This is a genomic window from Methylobacillus rhizosphaerae (assembly GCF_900187985.1).
GTDB lineage: Bacteria > Pseudomonadota > Gammaproteobacteria > Burkholderiales > Methylophilaceae > Methylobacillus > Methylobacillus rhizosphaerae.
The window spans coordinates 79514-102123 of record NZ_FZOA01000007.1 but is presented as its reverse complement, the minus strand read 5'-3'; the positions used below and the strand labels follow the sequence as shown (position 1 = coordinate 102123).

Annotated in this window: 23 protein-coding genes; 16 read left to right on the top strand and 7 right to left on the bottom strand. The window is 51.0% G+C overall.

Annotated elements, in window-relative coordinates; translation table 11 throughout:
* The first annotated feature begins 14 nt into the window (after window positions 1-14).
* Genes fdhF through CHB59_RS09180 form a run of 3 tightly spaced genes read left to right on the top strand, consistent with a single transcriptional unit; the run spans window position 15 to window position 3915 of the window.
* Window positions 15-2864, top strand: a complete 2850-nt coding sequence (gene fdhF, locus CHB59_RS09190) for a formate dehydrogenase subunit alpha (protein ID WP_089375940.1) — start codon at window positions 15-17, stop codon at window positions 2862-2864.
* A gap of 2 nt (window positions 2865-2866) precedes the next feature.
* The gene (fdhD, locus tag CHB59_RS09185) at window positions 2867-3703 is read left to right on the top strand and encodes a formate dehydrogenase accessory sulfurtransferase FdhD (RefSeq protein WP_089375939.1); all 837 of its coding nucleotides are present in this window, start codon (window positions 2867-2869) and stop codon (window positions 3701-3703) included.
* Complete coding sequence (locus CHB59_RS09180) at window positions 3700-3915, top strand: formate dehydrogenase subunit delta (protein ID WP_089375938.1); 216 nt, start codon at window positions 3700-3702, stop codon at window positions 3913-3915. The genes fdhD and CHB59_RS09180 overlap by 4 nt, the downstream gene beginning before the upstream one ends.
* 25 nt (window positions 3916-3940) lie before the next feature.
* Here the strand turns inward: CHB59_RS09180 and CHB59_RS09175 are convergent, their stop codons facing one another.
* A complete protein-coding gene (locus CHB59_RS09175; RefSeq protein ID WP_089375937.1) occupies window positions 3941-4453 on the bottom strand; it encodes a Spy/CpxP family protein refolding chaperone in 513 nt (170 codons plus the stop codon).
* A 210-nt stretch (window positions 4454-4663) separates the two neighbouring features.
* Between CHB59_RS09175 and CHB59_RS09170 the strand changes: the two genes are divergently transcribed.
* The 4 genes from CHB59_RS09170 (at window position 4664) to CHB59_RS09155 (ending at window position 8493) form a co-directional block, all read left to right on the top strand.
* Window positions 4664-5362 (top strand): response regulator transcription factor, encoded by a 699-nt coding sequence (locus CHB59_RS09170; RefSeq protein ID WP_089376029.1) that lies wholly within the window; start codon window positions 4664-4666, stop codon window positions 5360-5362.
* Window positions 5363-5386: 24 nt separating this feature from the next.
* Entirely contained in the window at window positions 5387-6733 is a 1347-nt protein-coding gene (locus CHB59_RS09165; RefSeq protein WP_089375936.1) for a HAMP domain-containing sensor histidine kinase, read from the top strand.
* A 93-nt stretch (window positions 6734-6826) separates the two neighbouring features.
* A complete protein-coding gene (locus CHB59_RS09160; RefSeq protein WP_089375935.1) occupies window positions 6827-7333 on the top strand; it encodes a MarR family winged helix-turn-helix transcriptional regulator in 507 nt (168 codons plus the stop codon).
* Complete coding sequence (locus CHB59_RS09155; RefSeq protein WP_089375934.1) at window positions 7330-8493, top strand: MFS transporter; 1164 nt, start codon at window positions 7330-7332, stop codon at window positions 8491-8493. Before CHB59_RS09160 ends, CHB59_RS09155 begins: the two co-directional genes overlap by 4 nt.
* Before the next feature lie 22 nt (window positions 8494-8515).
* Here CHB59_RS09155 and CHB59_RS09150 read toward each other — a convergent pair whose 3' ends face one another.
* Window positions 8516-8845, bottom strand: a complete 330-nt coding sequence (locus CHB59_RS09150; protein ID WP_089375933.1) for a cupin domain-containing protein — start codon at window positions 8843-8845, stop codon at window positions 8516-8518.
* A gap of 149 nt (window positions 8846-8994) precedes the next feature.
* Between CHB59_RS09150 and CHB59_RS09145 the strand changes: the two genes are divergently transcribed.
* Complete coding sequence (locus CHB59_RS09145) at window positions 8995-9336, top strand: DUF4144 family protein (protein WP_089375932.1); 342 nt, start codon at window positions 8995-8997, stop codon at window positions 9334-9336.
* Complete coding sequence (locus CHB59_RS09140; protein ID WP_089375931.1) at window positions 9318-9536, top strand: DUF3820 family protein; 219 nt, start codon at window positions 9318-9320, stop codon at window positions 9534-9536. The genes CHB59_RS09145 and CHB59_RS09140 overlap by 19 nt, the downstream gene beginning before the upstream one ends.
* A gap of 545 nt (window positions 9537-10081) precedes the next feature.
* On the opposite strand, the gene metE is transcribed toward CHB59_RS09140, so the two are convergent.
* Window positions 10082-12373, bottom strand: a complete 2292-nt coding sequence (gene metE, locus CHB59_RS09135; RefSeq protein WP_089375930.1) for a 5-methyltetrahydropteroyltriglutamate--homocysteine S-methyltransferase — start codon at window positions 12371-12373, stop codon at window positions 10082-10084.
* A gap of 103 nt (window positions 12374-12476) precedes the next feature.
* On the opposite strand from metE, the gene CHB59_RS09130 reads away from it, so the two are divergent.
* Window positions 12477-13394 (top strand): LysR family transcriptional regulator, encoded by a 918-nt coding sequence (locus CHB59_RS09130; protein ID WP_089375929.1) that lies wholly within the window; start codon window positions 12477-12479, stop codon window positions 13392-13394.
* A gap of 12 nt (window positions 13395-13406) precedes the next feature.
* Here the strand turns inward: CHB59_RS09130 and CHB59_RS09125 are convergent, their stop codons facing one another.
* Both CHB59_RS09125 and CHB59_RS09120 read right to left on the bottom strand, forming a co-directional pair.
* Complete coding sequence (locus CHB59_RS09125) at window positions 13407-14765, bottom strand: ATP-binding protein (RefSeq protein ID WP_089375928.1); 1359 nt, start codon at window positions 14763-14765, stop codon at window positions 13407-13409.
* On the bottom strand, window positions 14762-15433 hold the full coding sequence (locus CHB59_RS09120) for a response regulator (RefSeq protein WP_089375927.1): 672 nt from the start codon (window positions 15431-15433) through the stop codon (window positions 14762-14764). Before CHB59_RS09120 ends, CHB59_RS09125 begins: the two co-directional genes overlap by 4 nt.
* Before the next feature lie 321 nt (window positions 15434-15754).
* Between CHB59_RS09120 and CHB59_RS09115 the strand changes: the two genes are divergently transcribed.
* From CHB59_RS09115 to rpoH, 3 genes are all read left to right on the top strand, one after another.
* Window positions 15755-17404: a phosphoethanolamine transferase gene (locus CHB59_RS09115; protein WP_089375926.1), complete on the top strand. Its 1650-nt coding sequence runs from the start codon at window positions 15755-15757 to the stop codon at window positions 17402-17404.
* A gap of 38 nt (window positions 17405-17442) precedes the next feature.
* Complete coding sequence (gene cptA / locus CHB59_RS09110) at window positions 17443-19146, top strand: phosphoethanolamine transferase CptA (RefSeq protein ID WP_089375925.1); 1704 nt, start codon at window positions 17443-17445, stop codon at window positions 19144-19146.
* 145 nt (window positions 19147-19291) lie between these two features.
* Window positions 19292-20149, top strand: a complete 858-nt coding sequence (rpoH, locus tag CHB59_RS09105; RefSeq protein WP_089375924.1) for an RNA polymerase sigma factor RpoH — start codon at window positions 19292-19294, stop codon at window positions 20147-20149.
* A gap of 176 nt (window positions 20150-20325) precedes the next feature.
* On the opposite strand, the gene CHB59_RS11880 is transcribed toward rpoH, so the two are convergent.
* A complete protein-coding gene (locus tag CHB59_RS11880) occupies window positions 20326-20457 on the bottom strand; it encodes a hypothetical protein (RefSeq protein ID WP_281252027.1) in 132 nt (43 codons plus the stop codon).
* Window positions 20458-20475: 18 nt separating this feature from the next.
* A complete protein-coding gene (ccoS, locus tag CHB59_RS09100; protein ID WP_089376028.1) occupies window positions 20476-20682 on the bottom strand; it encodes a cbb3-type cytochrome oxidase assembly protein CcoS in 207 nt (68 codons plus the stop codon).
* Between the two features lie 173 nt (window positions 20683-20855).
* On the opposite strand from ccoS, the gene CHB59_RS09095 reads away from it, so the two are divergent.
* From CHB59_RS09095 to CHB59_RS09085, 3 genes are read left to right on the top strand one after another with little or no spacing between them, the layout of a single operon-like run.
* Window positions 20856-21230: a gamma-butyrobetaine hydroxylase family protein gene (locus CHB59_RS09095; RefSeq protein ID WP_089375923.1), complete on the top strand. Its 375-nt coding sequence runs from the start codon at window positions 20856-20858 to the stop codon at window positions 21228-21230.
* A gap of 14 nt (window positions 21231-21244) precedes the next feature.
* Window positions 21245-21985 carry a bifunctional demethylmenaquinone methyltransferase/2-methoxy-6-polyprenyl-1,4-benzoquinol methylase UbiE gene (ubiE, locus tag CHB59_RS09090; RefSeq protein ID WP_089375922.1) on the top strand — a complete coding sequence of 247 codons (741 nt, stop codon included), beginning with the start codon at window positions 21245-21247 and terminating at the stop codon, window positions 21983-21985.
* A gap of 36 nt (window positions 21986-22021) precedes the next feature.
* Window positions 22022-22609: a ubiquinone biosynthesis accessory factor UbiJ gene (locus CHB59_RS09085; protein ID WP_089375921.1), complete on the top strand. Its 588-nt coding sequence runs from the start codon at window positions 22022-22024 to the stop codon at window positions 22607-22609.
* The last annotated feature ends 1 nt before the right edge of the window (window position 22610 follow it).

Here is a 22610-nt window from a genome sequence, read left to right as displayed (position 1 = left end):
AAGAGGAGAAAGTGATGGACAAGCAAGCAGATTACGGCACCCCGGCGAGCCGGACAACTGAGCAGCAAGTCACGCTGGAAATTGATGGCATACAGGTCACAACCGCCAAGGGCACGTCGATCATGCGCGCGGCAATGGAAGCAGGCATCAGCATTCCAAAGCTCTGCGCCACAGACAGCCTAGAGCCTTTTGGTTCCTGCCGGCTTTGCCTGGTGGAAATCGAGGGCAGGCGTGGCTATCCGGCTTCCTGCACCACTCCGGTAGACCAAGACCTCAAGGTACATACGCAAAGTCCCAAGCTGGCAGATATCCGTCGTGGCGTCATGGAACTCTATATCTCGGACCACCCCCTGGATTGTCTCACCTGTTCTGCCAATGGTGATTGCGAATTACAGGACATGGCAGGTGCCGTTGGCCTGCGAGAAGTGCGTTACGGCTACGATGGCAGTAATCACCTGGATACAGAAAAAGATGTTTCCAACCCCTACTTCCAGTTTGACGCTTCCAAGTGCATCGTCTGCTCGCGTTGCGTGCGCGCCTGTGAGGAAACGCAGGGCACGTTCGCACTCACCATTTCCGGGCGCGGTTTTGACTCCAAGGTAGCAGCAGGCAATGCTGGTAATTTCCTCGAATCCGAGTGCGTTTCCTGCGGTGCCTGTGTCACGGCATGTCCGACTGCCACGCTGATGGAAAAATCCGTTATCGACAACGGACAACCCGAACATAGCGTGATCACCACCTGTGCCTATTGCGGAGTCGGCTGTTCATTCCGTGCCGAGATGAAAGGAGAACAGGTCGTACGCATGGTGCCGGACAAGAACGGTGGTGCCAACCATGGCCACTCCTGCGTCAAGGGCCGCTTCGCCTGGGGCTATGCCACCCACCGCGACCGCATTACCACGCCGATGATACGCAAGAGTATCCACGACCCTTGGCAGGAAGTAAGCTGGGAAGAGGCGATCAGCTATGCTGCTGGCGAGCTCAAGCGCATACAAACCCAGTATGGCCGTAATTCCATTGGTGCCATTACCTCATCCCGCTGCACCAATGAAGAAACCTATCTGGTACAGAAACTGGTTCGGGCCGCTTTTGGCAACAACAATGTCGATACCTGCGCCCGCGTCTGCCATTCCCCTACGGGATATGGGCTGAAACAAACCATGGGAGAATCCGCAGGCACCCAGACCTTTGACTCGGTCATGCACTCGGATGTCATCATGGTCATTGGCGCCAACCCGACTGATGGCCATCCGGTATTCGCTTCACAGATGAAACGCCGTCTGCGCCAGGGCGCAAAACTCATCATTGCCGACCCGCGTGCCATCGATCTGGTGTCCGGTCCGCACTTCGAGGCTGACTTCCATCTCAAGCTACGGCCTGGCACCAATGTGGCGCTGATTACCGCCATGGCTCATGTTGTGGTCACAGAAGGCCTGGTGGATGAAGAGTTTGTACGCCGCCGTTGTGAGTGGGACTCCTTTGAGTACTGGAGCGAATTTGTCTCCCGTCCGGAAAACTCCCCAGAATCCATGCAGGAAGCCACTGGTGTCCCGGCAGAGGAAATCCGGGCTGCGGCACGCCTGTTTGCCACAGGTGGCAACGCCGCCATCTATTACGGCTTGGGCGTCACGGAACATAGCCAAGGTTCCACCATGGTGATGGGCATTGCCAACCTGGCCATGGCAACAGGTAATATCGGGCGTGAAGGCGTGGGCGTCAATCCATTGCGCGGCCAGAATAATGTGCAAGGCTCCTGTGACATGGGCTCTTTCCCGCATGAATTCCCTGGCTACCGCCATGTTTCGGACGATGCCACTCGCTCCGTGTTTGAACAGGCATGGGGCAAGAAACTGGATAACGAGCCTGGCTTGCGTATTCCCAATATGCTGGATTTTGCCATTGATGGCAGTTTCAAGGCGCTCTACTGCGAGGGTGAAGACATTGCGCAATCCGACCCCAACACCCAGCATGTGACCCACGCGCTCTCCTCCATGGAATGCGTGATCGTGCAGGACCTGTTCCTCAATGAAACCGCGATGTATGCGCATGTCTTCCTGCCCGGCAGCTCCTTCCTGGAAAAAAACGGCACGTTTACCAATGCCGAACGCCGCATTTCGCCAGTCAGGCGCGTCATGACACCCCGGAATGGCTATGAAGACTGGGAAGTAACGGCTCTGCTATCCGAAGCGTTGGGATATCCCATGCCATATAAACATGCTGCGGAAATCCTCGATGAAATTGCCCAGCTTACTCCCACCTTCCAGGGCGTCAGTTTCAAGCGCCTCGAGGAGACGGGCAGCATACAATGGCCCTGCAATGAAGAACACCCAGCCGGCACACCAATCATGCATGTGGATGAATTTGTGCGTGGCAAGGGCAAATTCATGATCACTGAATATGTGCCAACATCAGAAAAAGTCAACGGCAAGTACCCGCTGTTGCTCACTACCGGGCGTATACTCTCGCAATATAATGTTGGCGCACAGACCAGGCGCACAGACAATGTGGCATGGCACCCCGAAGATCGAGTGGAAATCCACCCGCATGATGCAGAAGACCGGGGAATACAGGATGGAGATTGGGTAGGCATCACCAGTCGTGCGGGGAATACCGTACAACGGGCCAAGATATCGACCCGGGTACAACCTGGCGTGATCTATACGACCTTTCACCATCCAGAGTCAGGAGCCAACGTCATTACCACCGATAACTCGGACTGGGCAACCAATTGTCCTGAATTCAAGGTCACTGCAGTGGAAGTCACGCGTGTTTCGCAGCTTTCTGAATGGCAACAGCATTACCAGGAATTCAGTGATGAGCAGATTGCCCTGGTTCAACAGCGGGATGAAGCCCGCATGGAATAACAATGAAACACACTGAATTCCTGATTGACAGCGACTCCACTGACAGCACGATCACAGCACTCAAATATGCCAACGGACAACTACGTGAGGTCGAGGACAGGGTCGCGGAAGAAGTCCCGGTTGCCATGATCTACAACGGTATTTCCCATGCCGTGATGCTGGCAACTCCTGCAGACCTGGCCGACTTTGCACTGGGGTTCTCACTGTGCGAGGGCATACTCTCCAGTGCCAGCGATTTATATGGCATTGAAATCGTGCAACGCGTCAATGGCATTGAATTGCAGATGGAAATTGCTTCCGAGAACTTTGCACATTTGAAAGAGCGCCGCCGCAGCATGGCCGGACGTACAGGTTGCGGCTTATGCGGGTCAGAAAGCCTGGACCAGGCCATACGTTTTCCCAACCGTATCCAGGCACAGGATATCCACTTTGACGCAGAAGTCATTTACCTGGCCCAGCGCAATATGCAGGCACTGCAGGCACTGCAAGGCCGGACAGGCGCCACCCACGCCTGCGCCTGGGTCAACCCGGAAGGAGAAGTGCTCATGGTGCGCGAAGATGTCGGTCGGCATAATGCCCTGGATAAACTGATAGGCGCACGCGCCAGGCAATCGTCACATGCCCCCGGCTTTGTGCTGACATCCAGCCGGGCCAGTTATGAAATGGTACAGAAAACTGCCAGTGCTCACATTCCGATGCTCGTGGCCATCTCAGCCCCTACCGGGCTGGCGATCCGCATGGCGGAAGGTTGCGGGCTGACATTGGTGGGGTTCGCTCGCAAGGAGCAACATGTAGTTTACAGCTGTGCGGAAAGATTGCTACACAAGGAGCTGGCATGAATATAGAACACTTGGTCACCATGGCAAACCAGATCGGTGATTTCTTCCGCTCCTATCCTGACCAGGAGCAGGCCCGGAAAGATATTGCCAGCCATCTCATGAAGTTCTGGCCACCCCAGATGCGCCAACAGATCATTCAATACATGCAAGACACCCCGGACAATGGCTTACATCCCATTGTCCGGAGTGCCATTCAGGAATATATGTACTAGGCACCTATTCCCGGGCCTGCTTCACTCAGACCTTCTCACGTTCACGGCTTTTGGCTGGCTTGACCCTGGATTGGAACTCAGCCCATTTCTGCTTTTGCTCGGGAGTCAGGATCTGGTAAACCTGGTGCATGGTGTTGGTACGCAACACCAGCAGGTCTGCCTGGGCCTTGGCCTGCCCTTCAGCCAGCTGCTGCACGCTCTTTTCATCATAGGCATCCTTGCTTGAAGCTACTGCCAGCGCCTTGAAACCATCGTGGGCAGCCTGGCGTTTTTCAGCAAATAGAGGTTTCTGCTTTTCCATAATCTGCTTCACCTGGGCCTGTTGCTCTTCGCTCAGGTTCAAAGGACGCAATTTATGGTGCAGGAAGCTACCATCAGCAAACCGCTTGTGTCCGTTAAATGAAGCATGCTTCTTGTCCTTGTCACACTTTCCATCCTTGTGATCACCAGAGCCAGCATGGCTGACAGCAGCATTAACGGCAAACAGCGATGAAGCCAGCAGGGCGGTGGAAATCCATAATTTTCGGGATGTAGCCATGAGTGATACTCCTTTTCTAAGTCATCATCAGAATCGACAAAGCACTTGTGTGTGCTGCCTGACTACTATGAGCCATCTATCTGCTAAATGTTCGTCTGGTTAGGTTTAGACGGTGTAATTGTGAGTAAATATTTGTAATATGCTCATTTGCGTACTGAACTGTACGGCAAAATACTCATAAAAGTCATTGTGACAGAAAGGTTTATATCCGTGCTACGTGTATTGCTCATTGATGATGATGTCGAACTGTGCCAGATGATGGAAGAATATCTGGGCGCCGAGGACTTTACGCTGACCATTACGCACGATGGCGAAGATGGCGCACAACAAGCACTTTCCGGAGAGTTTGACCTGGTGGTACTGGATGTCATGATGCCTCGCTTCAATGGTTTTGACACCTTGCGCCTGATCCGTGCCAGCAGCCAGATTCCTGTCATCATGCTGACAGCAAAAGGAGATGAGATTGACCGGATTGTCGGTCTTGAGCTCGGGGCTGATGACTACCTGTCCAAACCATTCAACCCGCGTGAACTGGTCGCCCGACTGCGTGCCATCCAGCGCCGTGTTGCTGTGCGCGATGAATCTCAACACAATCAAGCCAGTAGCAATATCACCCGGGTTGGCAAAATTGCCATTTATCCTTCTGAACGCATTATTGAATGGAAAGGTGAACCACTGGATATCACCACCAGTGAATACGCGTTGCTCGAAGTACTGGCACGAAATGCCGGACGCGTCGTCAGCAAAGCCGATTTGTTCACCCAGGCACTGGGGCGGCCTGAAAGCCGTTATGACCGTAGCGTGGATGTGCACGTCAGCAATCTCAGACAAAAGCTGGGGCTGCTTGAAGATGGTCGCTCCCCGATCCAGACTGTGCGAGGCGTTGGCTACCAGTTCATCGCTGGTTAAGCCGGAGAGTATTGGAGAGTATTCATGGGTAAATTATTCTGGAAGATTTTCCTGGGCTTCTCCCTCACCCTACTCATCACAGGAGCCGGTGTGGGGGCAGCCATTTATCTGAACGAGCGCGAACCAGCCAACGAAGAAGGTTTCCTGCAGGATCGTCGCGCCGATTTCGTTGTCGGGATCACCGCCAATACTCTGCAATACGGCGGAAAAGAAGGTGTCCAGGCATTATTCCGCAACTGGCCTGGTCGTAAAGCACCGACCGTACTCGTCATCAACCAGGCTGGTGAAGATATTCAGGGTCGTACAGTGTTACCCGATACACTGCGCCAGGCCATTTCTGCACTGGAACAAGATCCTGCCACTCCCAGTGTACGTAGAGCACAAGCTGTAGATGGAGATGAATATGTACTGTTCGTTCCCGCTGACAGCGCCGACGCAGCAGGTCCTCCCAAATACAATCCGCGACTTAACATGGAGTTACAAGCGCTTATTGCCTTGCTGGCCTGCCTGCTCTTCAGTGCAGGCTTTGCCGCTTACCTGAGCCGCCCAATCAAATTATTGCGCAAAGCCAGCCATCAATTAGCAGAGGGAGACCTGAAAGTGCGTGTCAGCCCGGAACTTGCCAACCGGAATGATGAATTAACCGATCTGGGCAAGGATTTCGATTATATGGCGACACGCTTGCAAACGCTGCTGGATGCACAACGCCTTCTGTTGCATGACGTATCTCATGAGTTGCGCTCTCCGGTAGCCAGAATGAGGCTTGCAGTGGGACTTGCCCAGCAGCAACCAGACAAACTTGCTTCGGCATTGAGCCGTATTGAACGCGAAACCGAGCGCCTGGACGAACTACTGGGACAGATGCTGACATTATCCCGCCTTGAGTCTGGCATCGGTAGTGGCGGTAGTGAAAAACTTAACCTGAATGACTTGCTGGCTAACATTGTGCAGGATGCCAATTTTGAGGCTGAAGCCGTGGGAAGCCGCATCCAGCTCAATGCAACCCAGGAAATCATCCTGCAAGGCCATGAAGAGCTGCTGAGACGCGCTTTCGAGAATATCATCCGCAATGCGCTGAAATATAACCGTGATGGCGAAACCATTGAGGTATCCATCCAGAAAGGCGACAAATTACTGTCAGTAGAAGTGCGCGACCATGGCCCTGGACTGCCTGATAACGAAATCGCCAATGTCTTCCAGCCATTCTATCGTGTCGCTGGCACTGATACACCAGGGAATACCGGTTATGGCCTGGGCCTAGCCATTGCCAAGCGCGCCATTGAACATCATCAAGGCAGCATCATAATAAGCAATTGCAGCGATGGTGGCTTACGCGTACGCTGCCTGTTCCCTGTAAGCATTGCCGGATAAAGTGTAGGCACAGACAGTAATCTTAATCTAATGTAGACCTCATTCCGGAATTATCTTAATATCAAGATATATTAACTTTATATTAAGATATCCATGCTGCCAGAACCGACTGCAGATCATATAGATCAACTAGTAAAGGACTGGGAAACCACGAAGCCCGGTCATGATTTCTCCGGGATGGAGCTGGCTACACGCCTATGGCGCACAGCAACGCTGCTGCTGAAGCAAAGCATGGAAATCATCAGCAATGCCGGGCTCAACCAAGGAGAGTTTGATGTATTGGCAACCTTGTACCGGAATGGCGGCTCCCTATCCCCCACTGAGCTTTATCAACGCTTATTGATTACTTCGGGGGCCATGACCAACCGGCTGGATACACTGAGCCAGAAAGGATTGGTACAACGCACTCCCCACCCGGAAGACAAGAGAAGCCTGGAGGTGCATATCACCACTGAAGGCCGGCTATTGTTTGACCCGATCTTTGAAATCTACCTGGAACAGTTGAAAAGCAGCCTGGCCATCATTCCTGCCGAGCAACGCCAGGCGTTGAACCAAGGCATGCGTCAATTATTGCTCAGCCTTGAAAGCAAGCCATCATGAAAGCCTTGTGCATTCTATTCATGCTGATATTGCTGGGACTCAACCTGCGTCCAGTCATGGCCACCATAGGCCCGCTTACCGATGTACTGCTCGCCCAATGGCAACTTGGCTACGGCTGGATTTCCCTGCTGAATGGCATTCCCATCCTCATGATGGGCCTGGGTGCCCTGCTCGGCCACATGCTGCTGCAATATTGCAGCGCACGGCGCCTGATTATGCTCTCCCTGATACTGATAGGCGCAGCAACGTGCTGGCGCATCTTCAGCCAATCCCCTGCCACGATGATCATGTCGTCCCTGCTTGCAGGCCTGGGCATTGCAATGGTACAAGCCTTCATACCTGCCATTATCAAATACTGGTGGCCATCACGCGCTGCCTCCTACATGGGTATTTACATTCCCGCCGTCATGGCAGGCGCTGCCATTGCCGCAGCACTGGCTCCCTTCATCATGCAGCATGTCAGCCTCAGCTGGGCTTTGGGAGGCTGGGGATTGCTTGCCATCCCGGCCCTGGTATTATTCGTGCTATCTGTTCCCCGCCTGCCACAGCAGCAGTCATCCACCACCAGCCCATCCAGGCTTCCATACAACAAACGCTTCTGGCAGCTTGCGATTTTTTTCGGGTTGAGCACTTCCGGCTTCACCTGCATGCTGGCATGGCTGCCGCCATATTTCATGGATTTAGGCCACTCTCCCACGCAGGCAGGACTGGCACTCTCACTGCTCAGCGCCACTGAAGTTGTCGCAGGTTTACTGTTGACGCAACTGGCAGCTGGATCGCCTGACCGTAGGCCGTGGCTCATACTTGCCATATTATTTGCCATGAGTGGATTATTCTGCCTTGCCGCCAGCCCTGCCCACGCCTGGCTGGGGGTCATTCTGGCAGGATGCGGCGTGGGAGCATTGTTCCCCTTGAGCCTGATTGTATGCATGGATCATCTGCATGACTCGCACGCATCCGGGATACTGACTGCACGTGTACAGGGAGTAGGTTACCTCATTGCCGGTATCATGCCGATGATTGCAGGATTATTGCGCGATCACCTGCAGACATTCAGCACCACATGGGGATTACTGGCAGTTGTGTTCGCACTGCTCTTACCTGTGGCAGCAAACTTCAATCCGCGCCACTACGCCAGGCATATGCCATCACCTGGATAATGGCGGGATATTGGAACAATAATTAACGTGTGAAAAATAATTTAGCACGGCGATAAATACGGCCGATCAATGTACCATCCAGGTGATAATGTTTACGCAATGGCTGTTTCACTTCCCAGGTGCAGCGCAAACCCGCAGGGAAAGTGACCAGGTCCCCCTTGCGGAACACCACTGGTGCGCTGCCATCATCCGGCTTGATCACCACTTCACCTTCCAGCACATAAGCAATTTCCTGCTCAGGAAATACCCATGGAAAAACAGACACTTCCTTGGACCATGTTGGCCACTTACCGACACCAAGTGCCTCAAGACGCGCGGCAGGGGGATTACTTTCAACAACAATCTTGCTCATTCCAGACTTTCAGCCTTGTACCAAGGCATTACAATTGATCAATCCGGCAGACATCATTTGCCGACAAAGGCGTTATAGTAGCGACAGGCGTTATGGAAGGCCAGCCATCCAGTCAACAATCTAGTGAATAGCAATCAGGAAAACCCAATATGTCCGCCCCGACACCTCTCTCATGGCCGGCACTCATTCATCATCTCGGAGATGCCGAACTGGAATATATCGCTGATGACTCTGCCTGGCAGACATGGGGAGCAAGTCCAGGCGCTGCAAGGCTGATTGATAGCCACGGCATCGCATACGCTATCACTCCCGACCGGCGCTTGAACTTGCTGAACCACATGACGCTGGAGGAGATTCTGATACTGATCAGGGCGCACGCAGCACAGGAAGGAATCTGCTGCACCAGCAAAATCGGCGCGATCAGCATTCCTGCTGCCATCAACCTTTTATCAAGCCTGTCCGTGGAGCCAGGATGCAATCAAGCGATCTAGAACTGCTGGTAACACGCGTCATGCCATTCGGCAAATACAAAGGCCGTCTGATCGCTGACCTGCCAGGCCATTATCTCCACTGGTTTGCACGTAACGGCTTTCCACCGGGCGAGATTGGCCGCCTGCTTGCCATCATGCAGGAATTGGATCACAACGGCCTGGCTTCCATACTGAATCCATTAAGGAAATCGCCAGCCTAGACGATTGCATCCATACATCCCACAAAGTAAAGCGCCGAACATATACATGCCCGGCGCTTGAATGAAGAGCCCTCACCATGGGGGGATATGACTTAGGCTCATAACCGTTTCAATGTGATCGCTCTTTCTCCAGCACCATGGTCCATGGGGGGGGATATGACCAATATCTGAAGAGTCACTGACACAACGGCTATTACTTCATGAAACCAATCTTAAGCATTCACCATGCCACAGTCATTAACCAATTGATTTTATTATAAAATCATCATCTCCATGCTCTACATCCACCCAATATATGTCTCCATACTGAGACACACAAAAATAATCAATACATACAAAAATATCTAACCAATTGTTTTTAATTAGTTTTTAACAGTCTCAATAGTGAGACGCTCACCCAAACCTATCCCCCTCCCCCCAATATGGGTGATCTATGCTGTGCATGCTTGAGATGTTATCTACATGACAATTTCTCTACCCGTGGCATAAAAAAGGAAAACCGCCATAACAGCGGTTTTCCTGACTTCCATGTTTGAAGGTAAGGTTTATTGACCGGAACGCAACACCTTTGCCGCAGCCACCATATTGGTCAATGCAGGAATAACTTCCGCCCATTGGCGCGTTTTGAGGCCGCAATCAGGATTCACCCACAGACGTTCTGCCGGAATACGCTCAGCCGCTTTTCTCATCAACTGCACAATATGCTCTTCAGATGGAATATTGGGCGAATGGATGTCGTAGACACCAGGCCCGATCTCATTCGGGTAATTAAAGTTATCGAACGCATCCAGTAATTCCATATCCGAGCGCGAAGTCTCGATAGTGATGACGTCAGCATCCATGTCCGCAATCGAGGCGATGATGTCATTGAACTCCGAATAGCACATATGGGTGTGAATCTGGGTGTCATCCTCCACACCGTTGGCGGTGATGCGGAACGACTCCACTGCCCAGTCGAGATACTCCTTCCACTGAGATTTGCGCAATGGCAAGCCTTCGCGTAATGCAGCTTCGTCGATCTGGATCACGTGCACGCCAGCTTTTTCCAGGTCCAGCACTTCCTGACGGATCGCCAGAGCCAACTGGTAGCAGCTGACCGAACGCGGCTGGTCGTCGCGTACAAAGGACCAGTTAAGGATAGTCACCGGGCCAGTGAGCATGCCTTTCATCGGCTTGCTGGTCAGCGATTGCGCATATTTGATCCATTCCACAGTCATCGGCTGCGGTCGACTGATGTCGCCGAACAGGATAGGTGGCTTGACGCAGCGGGAACCGTAGGACTGTACCCAGCCGAACTGGCTGAACGCATAGCCTTCCAATTGCTCGCCGAAATATTCCACCATATCGTTACGCTCGGCTTCGCCGTGCACCAACACATCCAGTCCAAGGGCTTCCTGCTCGCGCACGCTACGCTCGATTTCCCTCTGCATCGCAGCCTTGTAGGCAGCTTCATCCAAGGTGCCAGCCTTGAAATAGCTGCGCGCCTGGCGGATATCCGCGGTTTGCGGGAAGGAGCCTATGGTCGTGGTTGGATATTTCGGTAGATTTAGAGAAACGGATTGCTTGGCAGCACGCTGCGCATATGGACTCTTGCGTTTGCCCAGCTTGGCATCCAGTTCGCCCAATGCAGCCTTGACCGCCGGGTTGTTCACACGTGGCGAGTTGCGGCGTGCGTTAATCGCTGCCTGGTTAGCATCCAGTTCTGCCTTGACCGCGGCACGGCCATTGCGCAGGGCTGTTGCCAGCACCTTCAACTCATCCAGCTTCTGGATGGCGAACGCCAGCCAGGACTTGATTTCCGTATCCAAGCGCTGTTCGCTGTCCAGATCCACCGGCACATGCAACAGTGAGCAGGAGGGCGCTATCCACAGGCGCTCACCCAATTGCTGCGCTAAAGGCTCTACCCAATCCAGCACTGTATTAAGATCGGTCTTCCAGATATTGCGACCATTGATGACACCGAGGGATACTATCTTGTCCGCAGGCAGCAATGCCAGCAGCGACGCGATGTCGTCACGGCCATTGATGGCATCGACATGCACGCCAGCGACAGGCAGGCTTGCCACCAGCTCGCGGTTTTCCAGCAATTGGCCGAAATAGGTCGCCAGCAGCAGCTTGACCTTGATGCTCTTGAAATAGGTATAAGCGGTTTCAAATGCATCCTTCCAGGTGTCATCCAGCTCGGTAACCAGGATGGGTTCGTCGATCTGTACCCATTCGACACCTTGCGCCGCCAGGGTTTCCAGCAGTTCCGTATATACAGGCAACAGGCGTTCCAGCAGGGCCAGTTTGTCGGAGTCATCCTTGGCCTTGCCGATGGACAGGTAGGTAACCGGGCCGATGATGACAGGCTTGGCCTTGACGCCTTGCGCCTTGGCCTCGGCAAGCTGTTCCAGCAGGCGCGAGGCGTCCAGCTTGAATGTAGTGTCGGCGTTGAATTCAGGCACAATGTAGTGATAGTTGGTATCGAACCACTTGGTCATTTCGCCTGCAGCAACCCCGCCGCAACACGATGCATGTTCCTCGGCGGATTTGGCGGAGCGGCCACGCGCCACGCGGAAGTAATTGTCCAGCTGATCACCGTGAAAATCCCAGACACGCTCTGGCAAATTACCCAAGGTAAAACTCATGTCCAGTACCTGGTCGTAGAATGCAAAATCGCCGACAGGCACCAAATCCAAGCTGGATTGTGCTGCCCAGTGACGCTGGCGCAAGCTGGCGCCGATGGATTTCAGTTCTTCACGCGAAGATTCGCCCTTCCAGTAGAACTCCAGCGCGAACTTCAGTTCACGCTTGGCGCCAATGCGCGGAAATCCAAGGTTATGGATCGTGGCCATGTTGCATACCTTTATCAGAATTGATGATGAGAGCATGTTAGCCCGCTTAAATCATGATTAAAAATGGTATTATTTCAACAATTAATGAATTTTACTCATCAATATGCTGGATAGAATCCATTTCACCATTATCAAGGAAGTCGAGAACCAAGGCTCGCTGACGGCAGCTGCCAATGTGTTGTGCCTGACACAATCCGCGCTCAGTCATAGCATGAAGAAGCTGGAGCAGCAGTTGGGTACCGATATCTGGCTACGCGAGGGACGCAGACTGCGCTTGACCCAGGCTGGGCAATACCTGCTGGCGGTAGCCAACCGCGTGCTGCCGCAACTGACATTGGCAGAGGAGCGTCTGCGCCAGTTTGCACAGGGCGAGCGCGGCACTTTGCGCATCGGCATGGAGTGCCATCCCTGCTATCAATGGTTGCTCAAGGTGGTATCGCCCTATCTTGCTGCCTGGCCGGATGTGGATGTGGACGTAAAGCAGAAGTTCCAGTTCGGCGGCATCGGTGCATTGTTCGGCTACGAGATTGACATGCTGGTGACACCGGACCCGCTCTACAAGCCCGGCCTGCATTTCCAGCCGGTATTCGATTACGAACAGGTGCTGGTGGTAGGAGCACAACATAAGCTGCGTGAGAAGGACTGCGTCCTGCCGGAACAGTTGGCGGAAGAAACCTTGATCACCTATCCCGTAGAGATCGATAGACTGGATATCTATACCCAGTTCATGATGCCGGCAGGCATCAGCCCCAGGCACCACAAATCGATCGAGACCACCGACATCATGCTGCAAATGGTCGCCAGCGGTCGCGGGGTGGCGGCATTGCCGCGTTGGCTGGTCAAGGAGTACCAGGCCAAGTTCGATGTAGCGCCTGTGCGCCTGGGTAAGGATGGCATCGCCAAGCAAATTTTCCTCGGTATCCGTGAATCGGATATGGATATTGATTACATCAATGCATTTGTAACACTGGCGCGTGCATCGCGCGATAACGTCCCGCCATCTCCGTCAATCCACACCTGATATCGTGACACTCTAGATTAAGGTTGTTGCCAAGGATAATTTAGGGAAACTCACTATAAATGTATTCCCCAGTACGTCACACCTGGTTTTGACCGTAATGCACGCATGATGCTGCTGCACAATATCCGCTACAATTGCCAACCCGAGCCCACTGCCTGATACTCCATTGCTGCTCGATCCCCGATAAAATCGCTCAAATATACGCTCTCTATCCTGACTCCCGATCGGGCTGGCATTATCCTGCACCTCCAGCACCACTTCAGCGTCGGTATAATAAGTCCGGATATCCACTTTGCCATTCTCGGGAGAGTAACGTATGGCGTTATCAATCAGATTGCTCAGCATGATGTGTAAACTGGCTGCATGTGCTTCAAGGAAAATCGGCTCTGCAGCACTGAATCCCAAATCTATATGCCTTGCAACTGCCTGATCCAGGTGCTGCTCAATCTCTGCACGTACTATCTGGTTCAATTCAACAATATCACTTTGCCGAGAAAATTCTGGCCCCAATCTAGCCAACGTCAATAACTGATTCACCAAGCTACCTGCCCGCATGATCCCACGCTGCAACGCTGTTACTGCCGTATGACGCTCTACATCATCCTGGCTGCGAGCAAGTGTATCCACCTGTAATTGCAATGCAGCCAGTGGCGTACGCAATTCATGCGCAGCATCTGCCGTAAAGCTCTGTTGCATGGCAAGTGCCTTTCCCAGCCTTGTGAGCAAATGATTCAGCTCATCAATCACTGGACATATTTCAATGGGCAGTGATTCAGTAGGCAAATGATCCAAGCTAACTGCTGACCGAGATTGTATGGCAGTAGACACTCGCTGCAGAGGCCTCAGACTTTTCCCAACAGCAATCCAGATAAAAGCCCCAATCAGGGGAATTTGTAATAGCAAAGGGAATATCAACCCAGCCGCCAATTCACCAATGTACAGATTACGTGCTGTTTGGGGTTGAGAAATCTGGATAAACCCCTGGTCAGTTTCCAGTGTATACACTCGCCATTTTTTCTGTTTGTGACGTGTTGTGAAGAATCCGGACTGTGCCTGCCTTGGAAAATCAATCAACGGATGTGAAGCATAAACATACTCTCCAGACAGTTTCCATATCTGCACCAGAAATTCTTCTTCCCGATGAATTTCCTTTCTCTGACTATGCTTACCAACTCCGGAGATCGGTTGATGAATTGCGTTGAATGACAGGTACTGAGCATTGATGACACTTGCCAACGCTTGCATATTGCTGTCATATAACTCATTGATTTCGTGTTTAGATTTTTTATACAAAAAAAGTGAAATCAGTAATGTGCCAAACAATAATGCAGCAATTAATGAAAACAAAAGATAGCGATGAATGGATTTCATGAATTCTCTGCTTTTTTTACTCGATATCCCATGCCGCGGATATTGACAATGGTCTCCGGCCCCAATTTCTTACGTAATTGATGGATATGAAACTCTACTGCATTACTTTCGACTTCCTCCTGCCAGCCATAGATCCGCTCCTCCAATTGTGTCCGTGACCACACTTTCCCCGGTGTTTCCAGCAATGCATACATCACTGCATACTCCCGAGCAGACAAAGTAAACTCCTGGCCATGATAGTGCAGTACCTTGGTTGCTGTATTTAGTCGTAAGTCACCACTGGATAACTCAGTATCAGCCTGACCGGTTGCCCGTCGCAACAAGGCACGAATCCTCGCTTCAAGCTCAGCTAATGCAAATGGCTTGATCAGATAATCGTCAGCTCCCGCGTTTAATCCAGTGACACGGTCTTGTATTGAGTCTCTTGCCGTCAGGATCAGTACTGGCGCACTCAGTTTCCATGTACGACGCATATCCCGCAACAACTCTATCCCACTACGATCCGGCAAACCCAAATCCAGCAGAATCAGGCTATAGCTCTCACTCCTCAGGGAAACTTCAGCTGCTTTGGCATTTTTGCACCAATTAACGGCATATCCATCCCGCCCAAGAGACTGCTCCAGACTCTCCCCTATCATCTGATCATCTTCAACAAGAAGAATTTTCATCCGCACTCTCTTTGATCGTGAATAGATACATAAATAACAGAATTAATAATATGTTTAACGGGATTATATCTCCTGAAACTTAGCTGGTTATTATGAAAAAAATAAAGATTAAATATTGTTTACAACCCATTGACCCAATCTTTTAAATCATATTTCATATGCGCCAAATCAAGCAATAATTATCCTAAAAATCATCCTATATTGATAAAACACCTTCATGATTCATAAATTTTCATCAATCATGACAACACATTATCAATAAATAGCAAAAATCAACAACATCGACGCTTGGGTTCCCATTAATAATTTCCAGACTGAATAATGCATATCAACAGATATATTACCCGACAGATTATCATTATATTGACCTCAACCTTGTTTCTTCTATGCTTTGAAAACATTGCATTATGGACAAGGTTACTGGAAACATACCCGATCAACTCCAGCAATCAGGTATTACATATCACCGCGCTTATCCTGTTCTTTTCCTGCTCCACCTTACTTTTCATGCTTTGGGTCTCACAAGGAAATATCGGAAAGTTCATTCTTGCAACCATTCTGATTACTTCATCCTTATCCGCTTACTATATGGATAGTTTTGGCGTAGTAGTAGACGTGGAAATGATCAGGAACATCATTGAAACCAATCCGGGAGAAATCTCTGGACTTCTCAACATGTCAATGGTGCTGAAATTCATTGTCCTTGGCTTGATTCCAGCAACTCTCGTCATCATGCTCTGGCCCAAGAGTTCTCCTGGAGTTGCCAGTGAATTCAGCGCCAGACTCAAGATCAGCCTGATTCTGATCATTGTCATTATCGGGTCTGTCGCCGCTGCTCCAGCCAATTTCGCCAGCTTCGTGCGCGAACACAAGATCACGCGCTTATACGCCAACCCAACAGGATGGATCTACTCGACCATCGACTTCATTCAAAGACAAGTACGTACATCACGCATCAACCATCCGCTACAGGACACCGCAGTGGACGCCAAAATCGTGGAAGATCATGACATCAAGGAATTGATTGTTCTGGTAGTTGGCGAGACCGCACGCGCAGATCGCTTTTCCCTGAATGGGTATGATAGACCTACCAACCCGGAGCTGAGTAAACGCGGAGTTATCAGTTTCCCCAATGTCACGTCATGTGGCACATCCACAGGCGTATCGGTTCCCTGCATGTTTTCTGCACTGGGCCGCAAAAACTTTACATCTGAAGAAGCCAAATATTACAAGAATGCACTGGATGTACTGTTTGAGACAGGAGTGCAGGTAATCTGGCGAGATAACAACTCCGACTCCAAAGGCGTAGCCACGAGAGTGCAATATGAGAATTTCAGGAGTCCGACCAACAACCCGCTCTGTGATCGCGAATGCAGGGATATCGGGATGCTGCATGATCTGGACAAGTATATCGCTGCCCGCAAAGGGAAGGATATTCTGATCGTTCTGCATCAGATGGGCAACCATGGCCCTGAATACTATCGCCGCTATCCTGACGCATTTGAATACTTCAAGCCCACGTGCAAGTCTGGTGAACTGGGAAATTGCACTACAGAAGAAATCAATAATGCCTACGATAACGCAATTCGCTACACCGATTATTTCCTGTCTAAGACCATTGATTTCCTGAAAAAATACGATAAAACCCATGCCACTGCCATGTTATATGTCAGCGATCATGGCGAATCATTGGGCGAGCATGGCATCTATCTGCATGCTGCTCCATATGCCATTGCTCCCACCGAACAAACCCACGTCCCGGCCATCCTCTGGACTGGAAGGCAATTCGACTATCCAGCCAGCATGATTCAGCCTTACAGCACCACAGCCTTAAGCCATGATGATCTGTTCTGCTCATTGCTGATCGCATTTGAAGTCAAGACCACAACTTGTGAATTAAAGGAACAATGGCTGGAACTCAATCCGAGATCCTCCGAATCCATTTTCAATAACCCATCCGATAGTCATTAATTTCCACATCCATTATTAACGGTATTGCTGAGGTCGTCATGTCAGACTCAAGTTCCATGCTTACGCATAAGTTCATTGACCGCGTTGCATTGAAGTCAATGTTTAACCTGTATCTTTTTTTCTTCTACTTTTCAGGAGTAACACACGTATTGTTGCAGCTCACTGATGCAACAGTATTCATTGGCCTGCGTCAGGCTATCTACATGAGCCTGATCTGGATAATCCCCGTCCTCATTTTTCCTGAGCGCACCAGAATCATCACCGCCACGATAGGCATTGTGCTCTGGATCAGCTCCCTGCTCAGCCTGGCTTATTTCTGCGTTTATCACCAGGAAATTTCCCAAAGCGTTCTCTATATTATTTTCGAGTCCAATGTTGCAGAATCCTCTGAATATATTTCGCAGTATTTCAAGTGGTGGATGCCAATCATATATATTACCCATACCTTGATGGCTTATATCCTGTGGCGACGTATCCAGCCAGTCCAGCTCAAAATGGGCACACGCTTCACTGCCAGCCTGCTTATCATTGCCTTTGTTTTCCTGGTACCATTTATAAAAGACAGGTGCATCAACCACCTCCCATGGGATGGAGTGCTCGACAATCTGCAACGTCGCATGGAGCCGGCAGAACCCTGGCAGCTCATCATGGGTTATTTCCAGTACCAACGGCAACTGGGCAACATGGAAGCACTACTGGATAAAAACAGATCCTTGCCACCACTCCAGGACTTTCATGATGATTTTGCCAACCAGCCAGGCACACTGGTACTCGTCATCGGTGAATCCAGCACGCGCATGCATTGGGGACTATATGGCTATCCACGCAACACCACGCCCAACCTGGACAAGTTAAAGAACAAACTCCATATCTTTACGCATGTTGTTTCTCCCCGGGCATCAACCATTGAAGCGTTGGAACAAGTACTGACATTCGCTGATCGTGATCACCCCGATGCTGTCATGACCCAACCCTCGCTGATGAACATGATGAAACAGGCTGGATACAAGACTTTCTGGATTACCAACCAGCAAACCATAACCAAGCGTAATACCATGCTGGCCTATTTTTCCCAACTGGCAGATGTGCAGCATTACACCAACAACAGCCGTTATCAGAACTCCCGAGAATATGACAGCAATGTGTTTGCACCTTTTGACCAGGCACTGGCTGACCCAGCCCAGCGTAAATTCATTGTGGTACATTTGCTTGGTACGCATATGAAATATGAATACCGTTATCCTCCAGAGTTTGATTTCTTTCAGGACCAGTCAGGCCTGCCAAGCTGGCTGGATCAAGAGCAAATAGATATCGTAAACACCTACGATAATGCCGTACGCTATAACGATTTCGTGCTTGCTACACTGATAAAGAAACTGGATGCACAACAACAACGTAGCATGCTGACCTTTCTCTCCGACCATGGAGAAGAAGTGTATGACACGCCCCCTCACGACTTTCTAGGACGCAATGAAGGCAAACCAACGCTACCCATGTTTGCCATTCCCATGTTCATCTGGACATCTCCTCTGTGGCAACAGAATAGCCATATTGACTTCAGCTCAACATTGGATCGTGTCTATAGCTCAGCTTATTTTGAGCATACCTGGTCAGACCTGGCAGGGCTCAATTATCTAGGATTCGATGCCAGTAAAAGCCTCGTCAACAAACAGTTCACTCAACGTCCGACCTGGATAGGTGATCCCTCATTCAGAAAAGGAATGCGCCAGATATCTCAATAAAACCACTCTGTCATCATTACCCCTTCATTACAAGGCGCTAATAAAATTCGGATTTATCAAATCCGGGTAAATTCATGGAAACTTTTTCATGCTGGCACTCTCCAAGTAGGAGTGCTAGAATCATTTTCATGAGAGAGGGCTTCGCATGACAGATACCATGACATTACCTGTAATTGCATCTGCTGACAGTCTTGATCAGTACATGCGTACTATCAAGAGTTTTCCCATACTCAGCGCCGAGGAAGAGTATAAATTGGCAACCCGCCTCAACAAGGACAATGACGTTGAGGCCGCCAAGACGCTGGTTGTTTCCCATCTGCGCCTGGTTGCCAGCATTGCACGCAATTACTCCGGATATGGCTTGCCTCAATCCGATCTTATTCAGGAAGGCAATATAGGCCTGATGAAAGCGGTGCGCCGCTTCGATCCTGAGCGCGGTGTACGCCTGGTTTCCTTTGCCATGCATTGGATCAAGGCTGAAATTCATGAATACATCGTGCGTAACTGGCGCCTGGTGAAGCTGGCTACAACCAAGGCACAGCGCAAACTGTTCTTCAATCTGCGCAGCATGAAAAAGAGCCAGTCAGCCAGCTTGCAGAGCGACGAAGTTGCGCATATTGCCCATGAGCTCAATGTCAAACCCGAAGAAGTGCTGGAAATGGAATCCAGGATGTTCGGGCATGAGATCTCGCTTGAAGGTAATGCTGATGACGATAATGAAGATGTGTTCAGCCCGATTTCCTACCTGCAGGCAACGTACGCGGAACCATCCGAGATTCTGGCTGAACAGGAAGCTGAACACCTGCAGACAACCGGCTTGTCTTCTGCGCTGGCCAAGCTGGATGATCGCAGCCGCCGCATTGTAGAAGCCCGCTGGTTGCAAGAAGGCAGCAGCGCTACGCTACATGATCTGGCAGAAGAATTTGGGGTATCTGCCGAGCGTATCCGCCAGATTGAGCAGAAAGCCATGAAGCAGATGAAAGGCTTCCTGAGTCCGGCATAATCCATGTCGGCTTAGCCCAAACGCTGAAAAACCTCGAACGCCCACCAGGATTCGAGGTTTTTTTATTGACATACTTTTATCTGCACCAGGCAATAAAAAAGCAAAACCCCGCATTATTCAATACGGGGTTTCCAGAAATCGAAACTACTTAAATATATTGTTTGCCGTCCAGCAGCTCAGGCAAACAGGATCACGGACAGCACACTCAACCAGGACATGGTGATCAGGCCGACTGTAATCGTCAACGGCAGGTTGGCAAAAGTGAAGTAAGACTTCAGGCCACTATCATTTTGATTGGTAACACCCATTACACACTCTCCAGCAGGTTATTTCCCGATTTTATTCTGATTAGCCCCAGGCTTCAAGTGGTTAAATGGAATCATGGGGTCATCATCGTCCATCAGAATGCGCTGCGCAGGCCCTTCAAGATCATCATACTGACCACTTCTGATTGCCCATAGAATACCAATCGCCGCCAGGCCAATGAAGACAAATGTCAGTCCAAGCTGCAATAATAATCCTGAAAGATTCATGGCAGCACCTCCTTTAATAATCAGTTCATTATACATCGCTGTCACAAATACTCACCCCTGATCATGCCAAGTGCATATTGGGCACAGAGTCTGGTGCTGATGTCACGGTATTTTGAAGCCAGCTTGCACATTCTGCTATCATCACTTATTTGGTTAACTCCGGCATTTGGCACATGAGCGGTCCGACATCCCCTTCTCCACACCCTGTTGATATCCGCCTGCACCAGGTGTCACGCACGCTGGAAATTGCATTCGATAATGGCGTCAATGGCATGTTGCCCTGTGAGTTTCTGCGCGTGTACTCACCCTCCGCCGAAGTGCATGGACATGGCAATGAAGTCCTGCAGACCGGTAAGCGAAATGTCAATATCACCGCCATTGAACCAGTAGGGCATTACGCGGTGCGGCTGGTATTCAGCGATGGACACAATACAGGGCTTTACTCTTGGGATTACCTGTATACATTGTTGCAGCAGCATGATGCCTTATGGCAGAAATATCTCGACCGGCTCGCCCAGGCTGGTGCAAGCCGCGATGCGGATAATTGAAAAAGGCAGAATATATGAGCGAAAAAGCTAAGACACATTTTGGTTTTCAAACCGTGGAAGAGAGTGAAAAAGCCCGTAAGGTAGGCGAAGTGTTTCATTCGGTTGCCCGCAAATATGACCTCATGAATGACGTCATGTCCGCAGGACTGCATCGGGCATGGAAACGCTTTACCGTGGAAGTCAGTGGTGTCAGGCCTGGAGACCGGGTACTGGACGTTGCTGGAGGTAGCGGCGACCTGTCACGGTTGTTCGCCAACAAGGTCGGCCCGGAGGGACAAGTCGTCCTGACCGATATCAATGCCTCCATGCTGGCCGTTGGCCGTGATCGCCTGATTGATGCGGGCAAGGCTGTACCGGCATTGCAGTGTGACGCGGAAAAACTGCCCTTCCCTGACCAGTATTTCGATTGCGTCATTGTTGCCTTCGGCTTACGCAACATGACACACAAGGACAAGGCGCTGGCTGAAATGCAGCGGGTGCTCAAAACAGGCGGTCGCCTGTTGGTGCTGGAATTTTCCCAGGTCTGGAAACCACTGGCTCCCATCTATGATGCCTACTCCTTCAAGCTGCTGCCCATCATGGGGAAACTGCTGGCCAATGATGCGGACAGCTACCGCTATCTGGCGGAGTCCATCCGCATGCACCCAGATCAGGAAACCCTGAAGCAGATGATGCTGGATGCGGGTCTGGGCAAAGTGGATTATTACAATCTGGCCGCCGGCGTTGTGGCGCTACACAAAGGCTGGAAGACCTGATCTCTCATGACCCCACATCACTGAATTGACTTCATTATGCTGAAACTGCTGCTTAACCGCCTGCTTAATCACTTACTGGCCCAGAACAGCTGGGCAAACGATGTACTGCAACCGTTTGCCGGCCAACATGCACGCCTGGCTCTGCCACCAGTGAGCGCCATGCTGACAGTCCTGGAAGATGGCGGCCTGGCCGTGGCGGGAGAAACAGCAGATGCAGATGCCACTATCACGACCTCCCCCTCGCTTGCCTTGCGGATTCTGGCTGGCGATGACACTGCCGGCAACTCCGCCACTATTACTGGCGATACTGAACTTGCAAGCGCCCTGGGGAAAGTGCTGCAAGGTATTTCCTGGGAGTATGAAGAAGACCTGAGCCGAGTCATTGGCGACATTCCCGCCCATGAAATCGTGAAATTTGGCCGTCATGCCGTATCAGAGGTCAAACACCAGACGCTGAACATGGCCAGCATGCTGACCGAATACTGGCAGGAAGAACAACCCCTGATTGCCAAGAAGCGTCATATTGAACAGTTTGTACGTGATGTCGATACGCTGCACGAAGATACTGAGCGACTGCAGAAACGTATCCGCAAGCTGGAAGCCCGTTTGCTGGCGAACCATTAAG

What these genes read in the sequence shown, in the direction of transcription:
- cptA (WP_089375925.1), top strand. Translation starts at nt 17,443, where the DNA reads ATGTCAGACTCAAGTTCCATGCTTACGCATAAGTTCATTGACCGCGTT.
- CHB59_RS09175 (WP_089375937.1), bottom strand. Translation starts at nt 4,453, where the DNA reads ATGGCTACATCCCGAAAATTATGGATTTCCACCGCCCTGCTGGCTTCA.
- fdhD (WP_089375939.1), top strand. Translation starts at nt 2,867, where the DNA reads ATGAAACACACTGAATTCCTGATTGACAGCGACTCCACTGACAGCACG.
- CHB59_RS09150 (WP_089375933.1), bottom strand. Translation starts at nt 8,845, where the DNA reads ATGAGCAAGATTGTTGTTGAAAGTAATCCCCCTGCCGCGCGTCTTGAG.
- CHB59_RS09180 (WP_089375938.1), top strand. Translation starts at nt 3,700, where the DNA reads ATGAATATAGAACACTTGGTCACCATGGCAAACCAGATCGGTGATTTC.
- CHB59_RS09115 (WP_089375926.1), top strand. Translation starts at nt 15,755, where the DNA reads ATGCATATCAACAGATATATTACCCGACAGATTATCATTATATTGACC.
- CHB59_RS11880 (WP_281252027.1), bottom strand. Translation starts at nt 20,457, where the DNA reads ATGGGTGTTACCAATCAAAATGATAGTGGCCTGAAGTCTTACTTCACT.
- rpoH (WP_089375924.1), top strand. Translation starts at nt 19,292, where the DNA reads ATGACAGATACCATGACATTACCTGTAATTGCATCTGCTGACAGTCTT.
- CHB59_RS09085 (WP_089375921.1), top strand. Translation starts at nt 22,022, where the DNA reads ATGCTGAAACTGCTGCTTAACCGCCTGCTTAATCACTTACTGGCCCAG.
- CHB59_RS09160 (WP_089375935.1), top strand. Translation starts at nt 6,827, where the DNA reads ATGCTGCCAGAACCGACTGCAGATCATATAGATCAACTAGTAAAGGAC.
- CHB59_RS09130 (WP_089375929.1), top strand. Translation starts at nt 12,477, where the DNA reads ATGCTGGATAGAATCCATTTCACCATTATCAAGGAAGTCGAGAACCAA.
- ccoS (WP_089376028.1), bottom strand. Translation starts at nt 20,682, where the DNA reads ATGAATCTTTCAGGATTATTATTGCAGCTTGGACTGACATTTGTCTTC.
- CHB59_RS09095 (WP_089375923.1), top strand. Translation starts at nt 20,856, where the DNA reads ATGAGCGGTCCGACATCCCCTTCTCCACACCCTGTTGATATCCGCCTG.
- CHB59_RS09120 (WP_089375927.1), bottom strand. Translation starts at nt 15,433, where the DNA reads ATGAAAATTCTTCTTGTTGAAGATGATCAGATGATAGGGGAGAGTCTG.
- CHB59_RS09140 (WP_089375931.1), top strand. Translation starts at nt 9,318, where the DNA reads ATGCAATCAAGCGATCTAGAACTGCTGGTAACACGCGTCATGCCATTC.
- CHB59_RS09155 (WP_089375934.1), top strand. Translation starts at nt 7,330, where the DNA reads ATGAAAGCCTTGTGCATTCTATTCATGCTGATATTGCTGGGACTCAAC.
- CHB59_RS09125 (WP_089375928.1), bottom strand. Translation starts at nt 14,765, where the DNA reads ATGAAATCCATTCATCGCTATCTTTTGTTTTCATTAATTGCTGCATTA.
- CHB59_RS09145 (WP_089375932.1), top strand. Translation starts at nt 8,995, where the DNA reads ATGTCCGCCCCGACACCTCTCTCATGGCCGGCACTCATTCATCATCTC.
- fdhF (WP_089375940.1), top strand. Translation starts at nt 15, where the DNA reads ATGGACAAGCAAGCAGATTACGGCACCCCGGCGAGCCGGACAACTGAG.
- ubiE (WP_089375922.1), top strand. Translation starts at nt 21,245, where the DNA reads ATGAGCGAAAAAGCTAAGACACATTTTGGTTTTCAAACCGTGGAAGAG.
- CHB59_RS09165 (WP_089375936.1), top strand. Translation starts at nt 5,387, where the DNA reads ATGGGTAAATTATTCTGGAAGATTTTCCTGGGCTTCTCCCTCACCCTA.
- metE (WP_089375930.1), bottom strand. Translation starts at nt 12,373, where the DNA reads ATGGCCACGATCCATAACCTTGGATTTCCGCGCATTGGCGCCAAGCGT.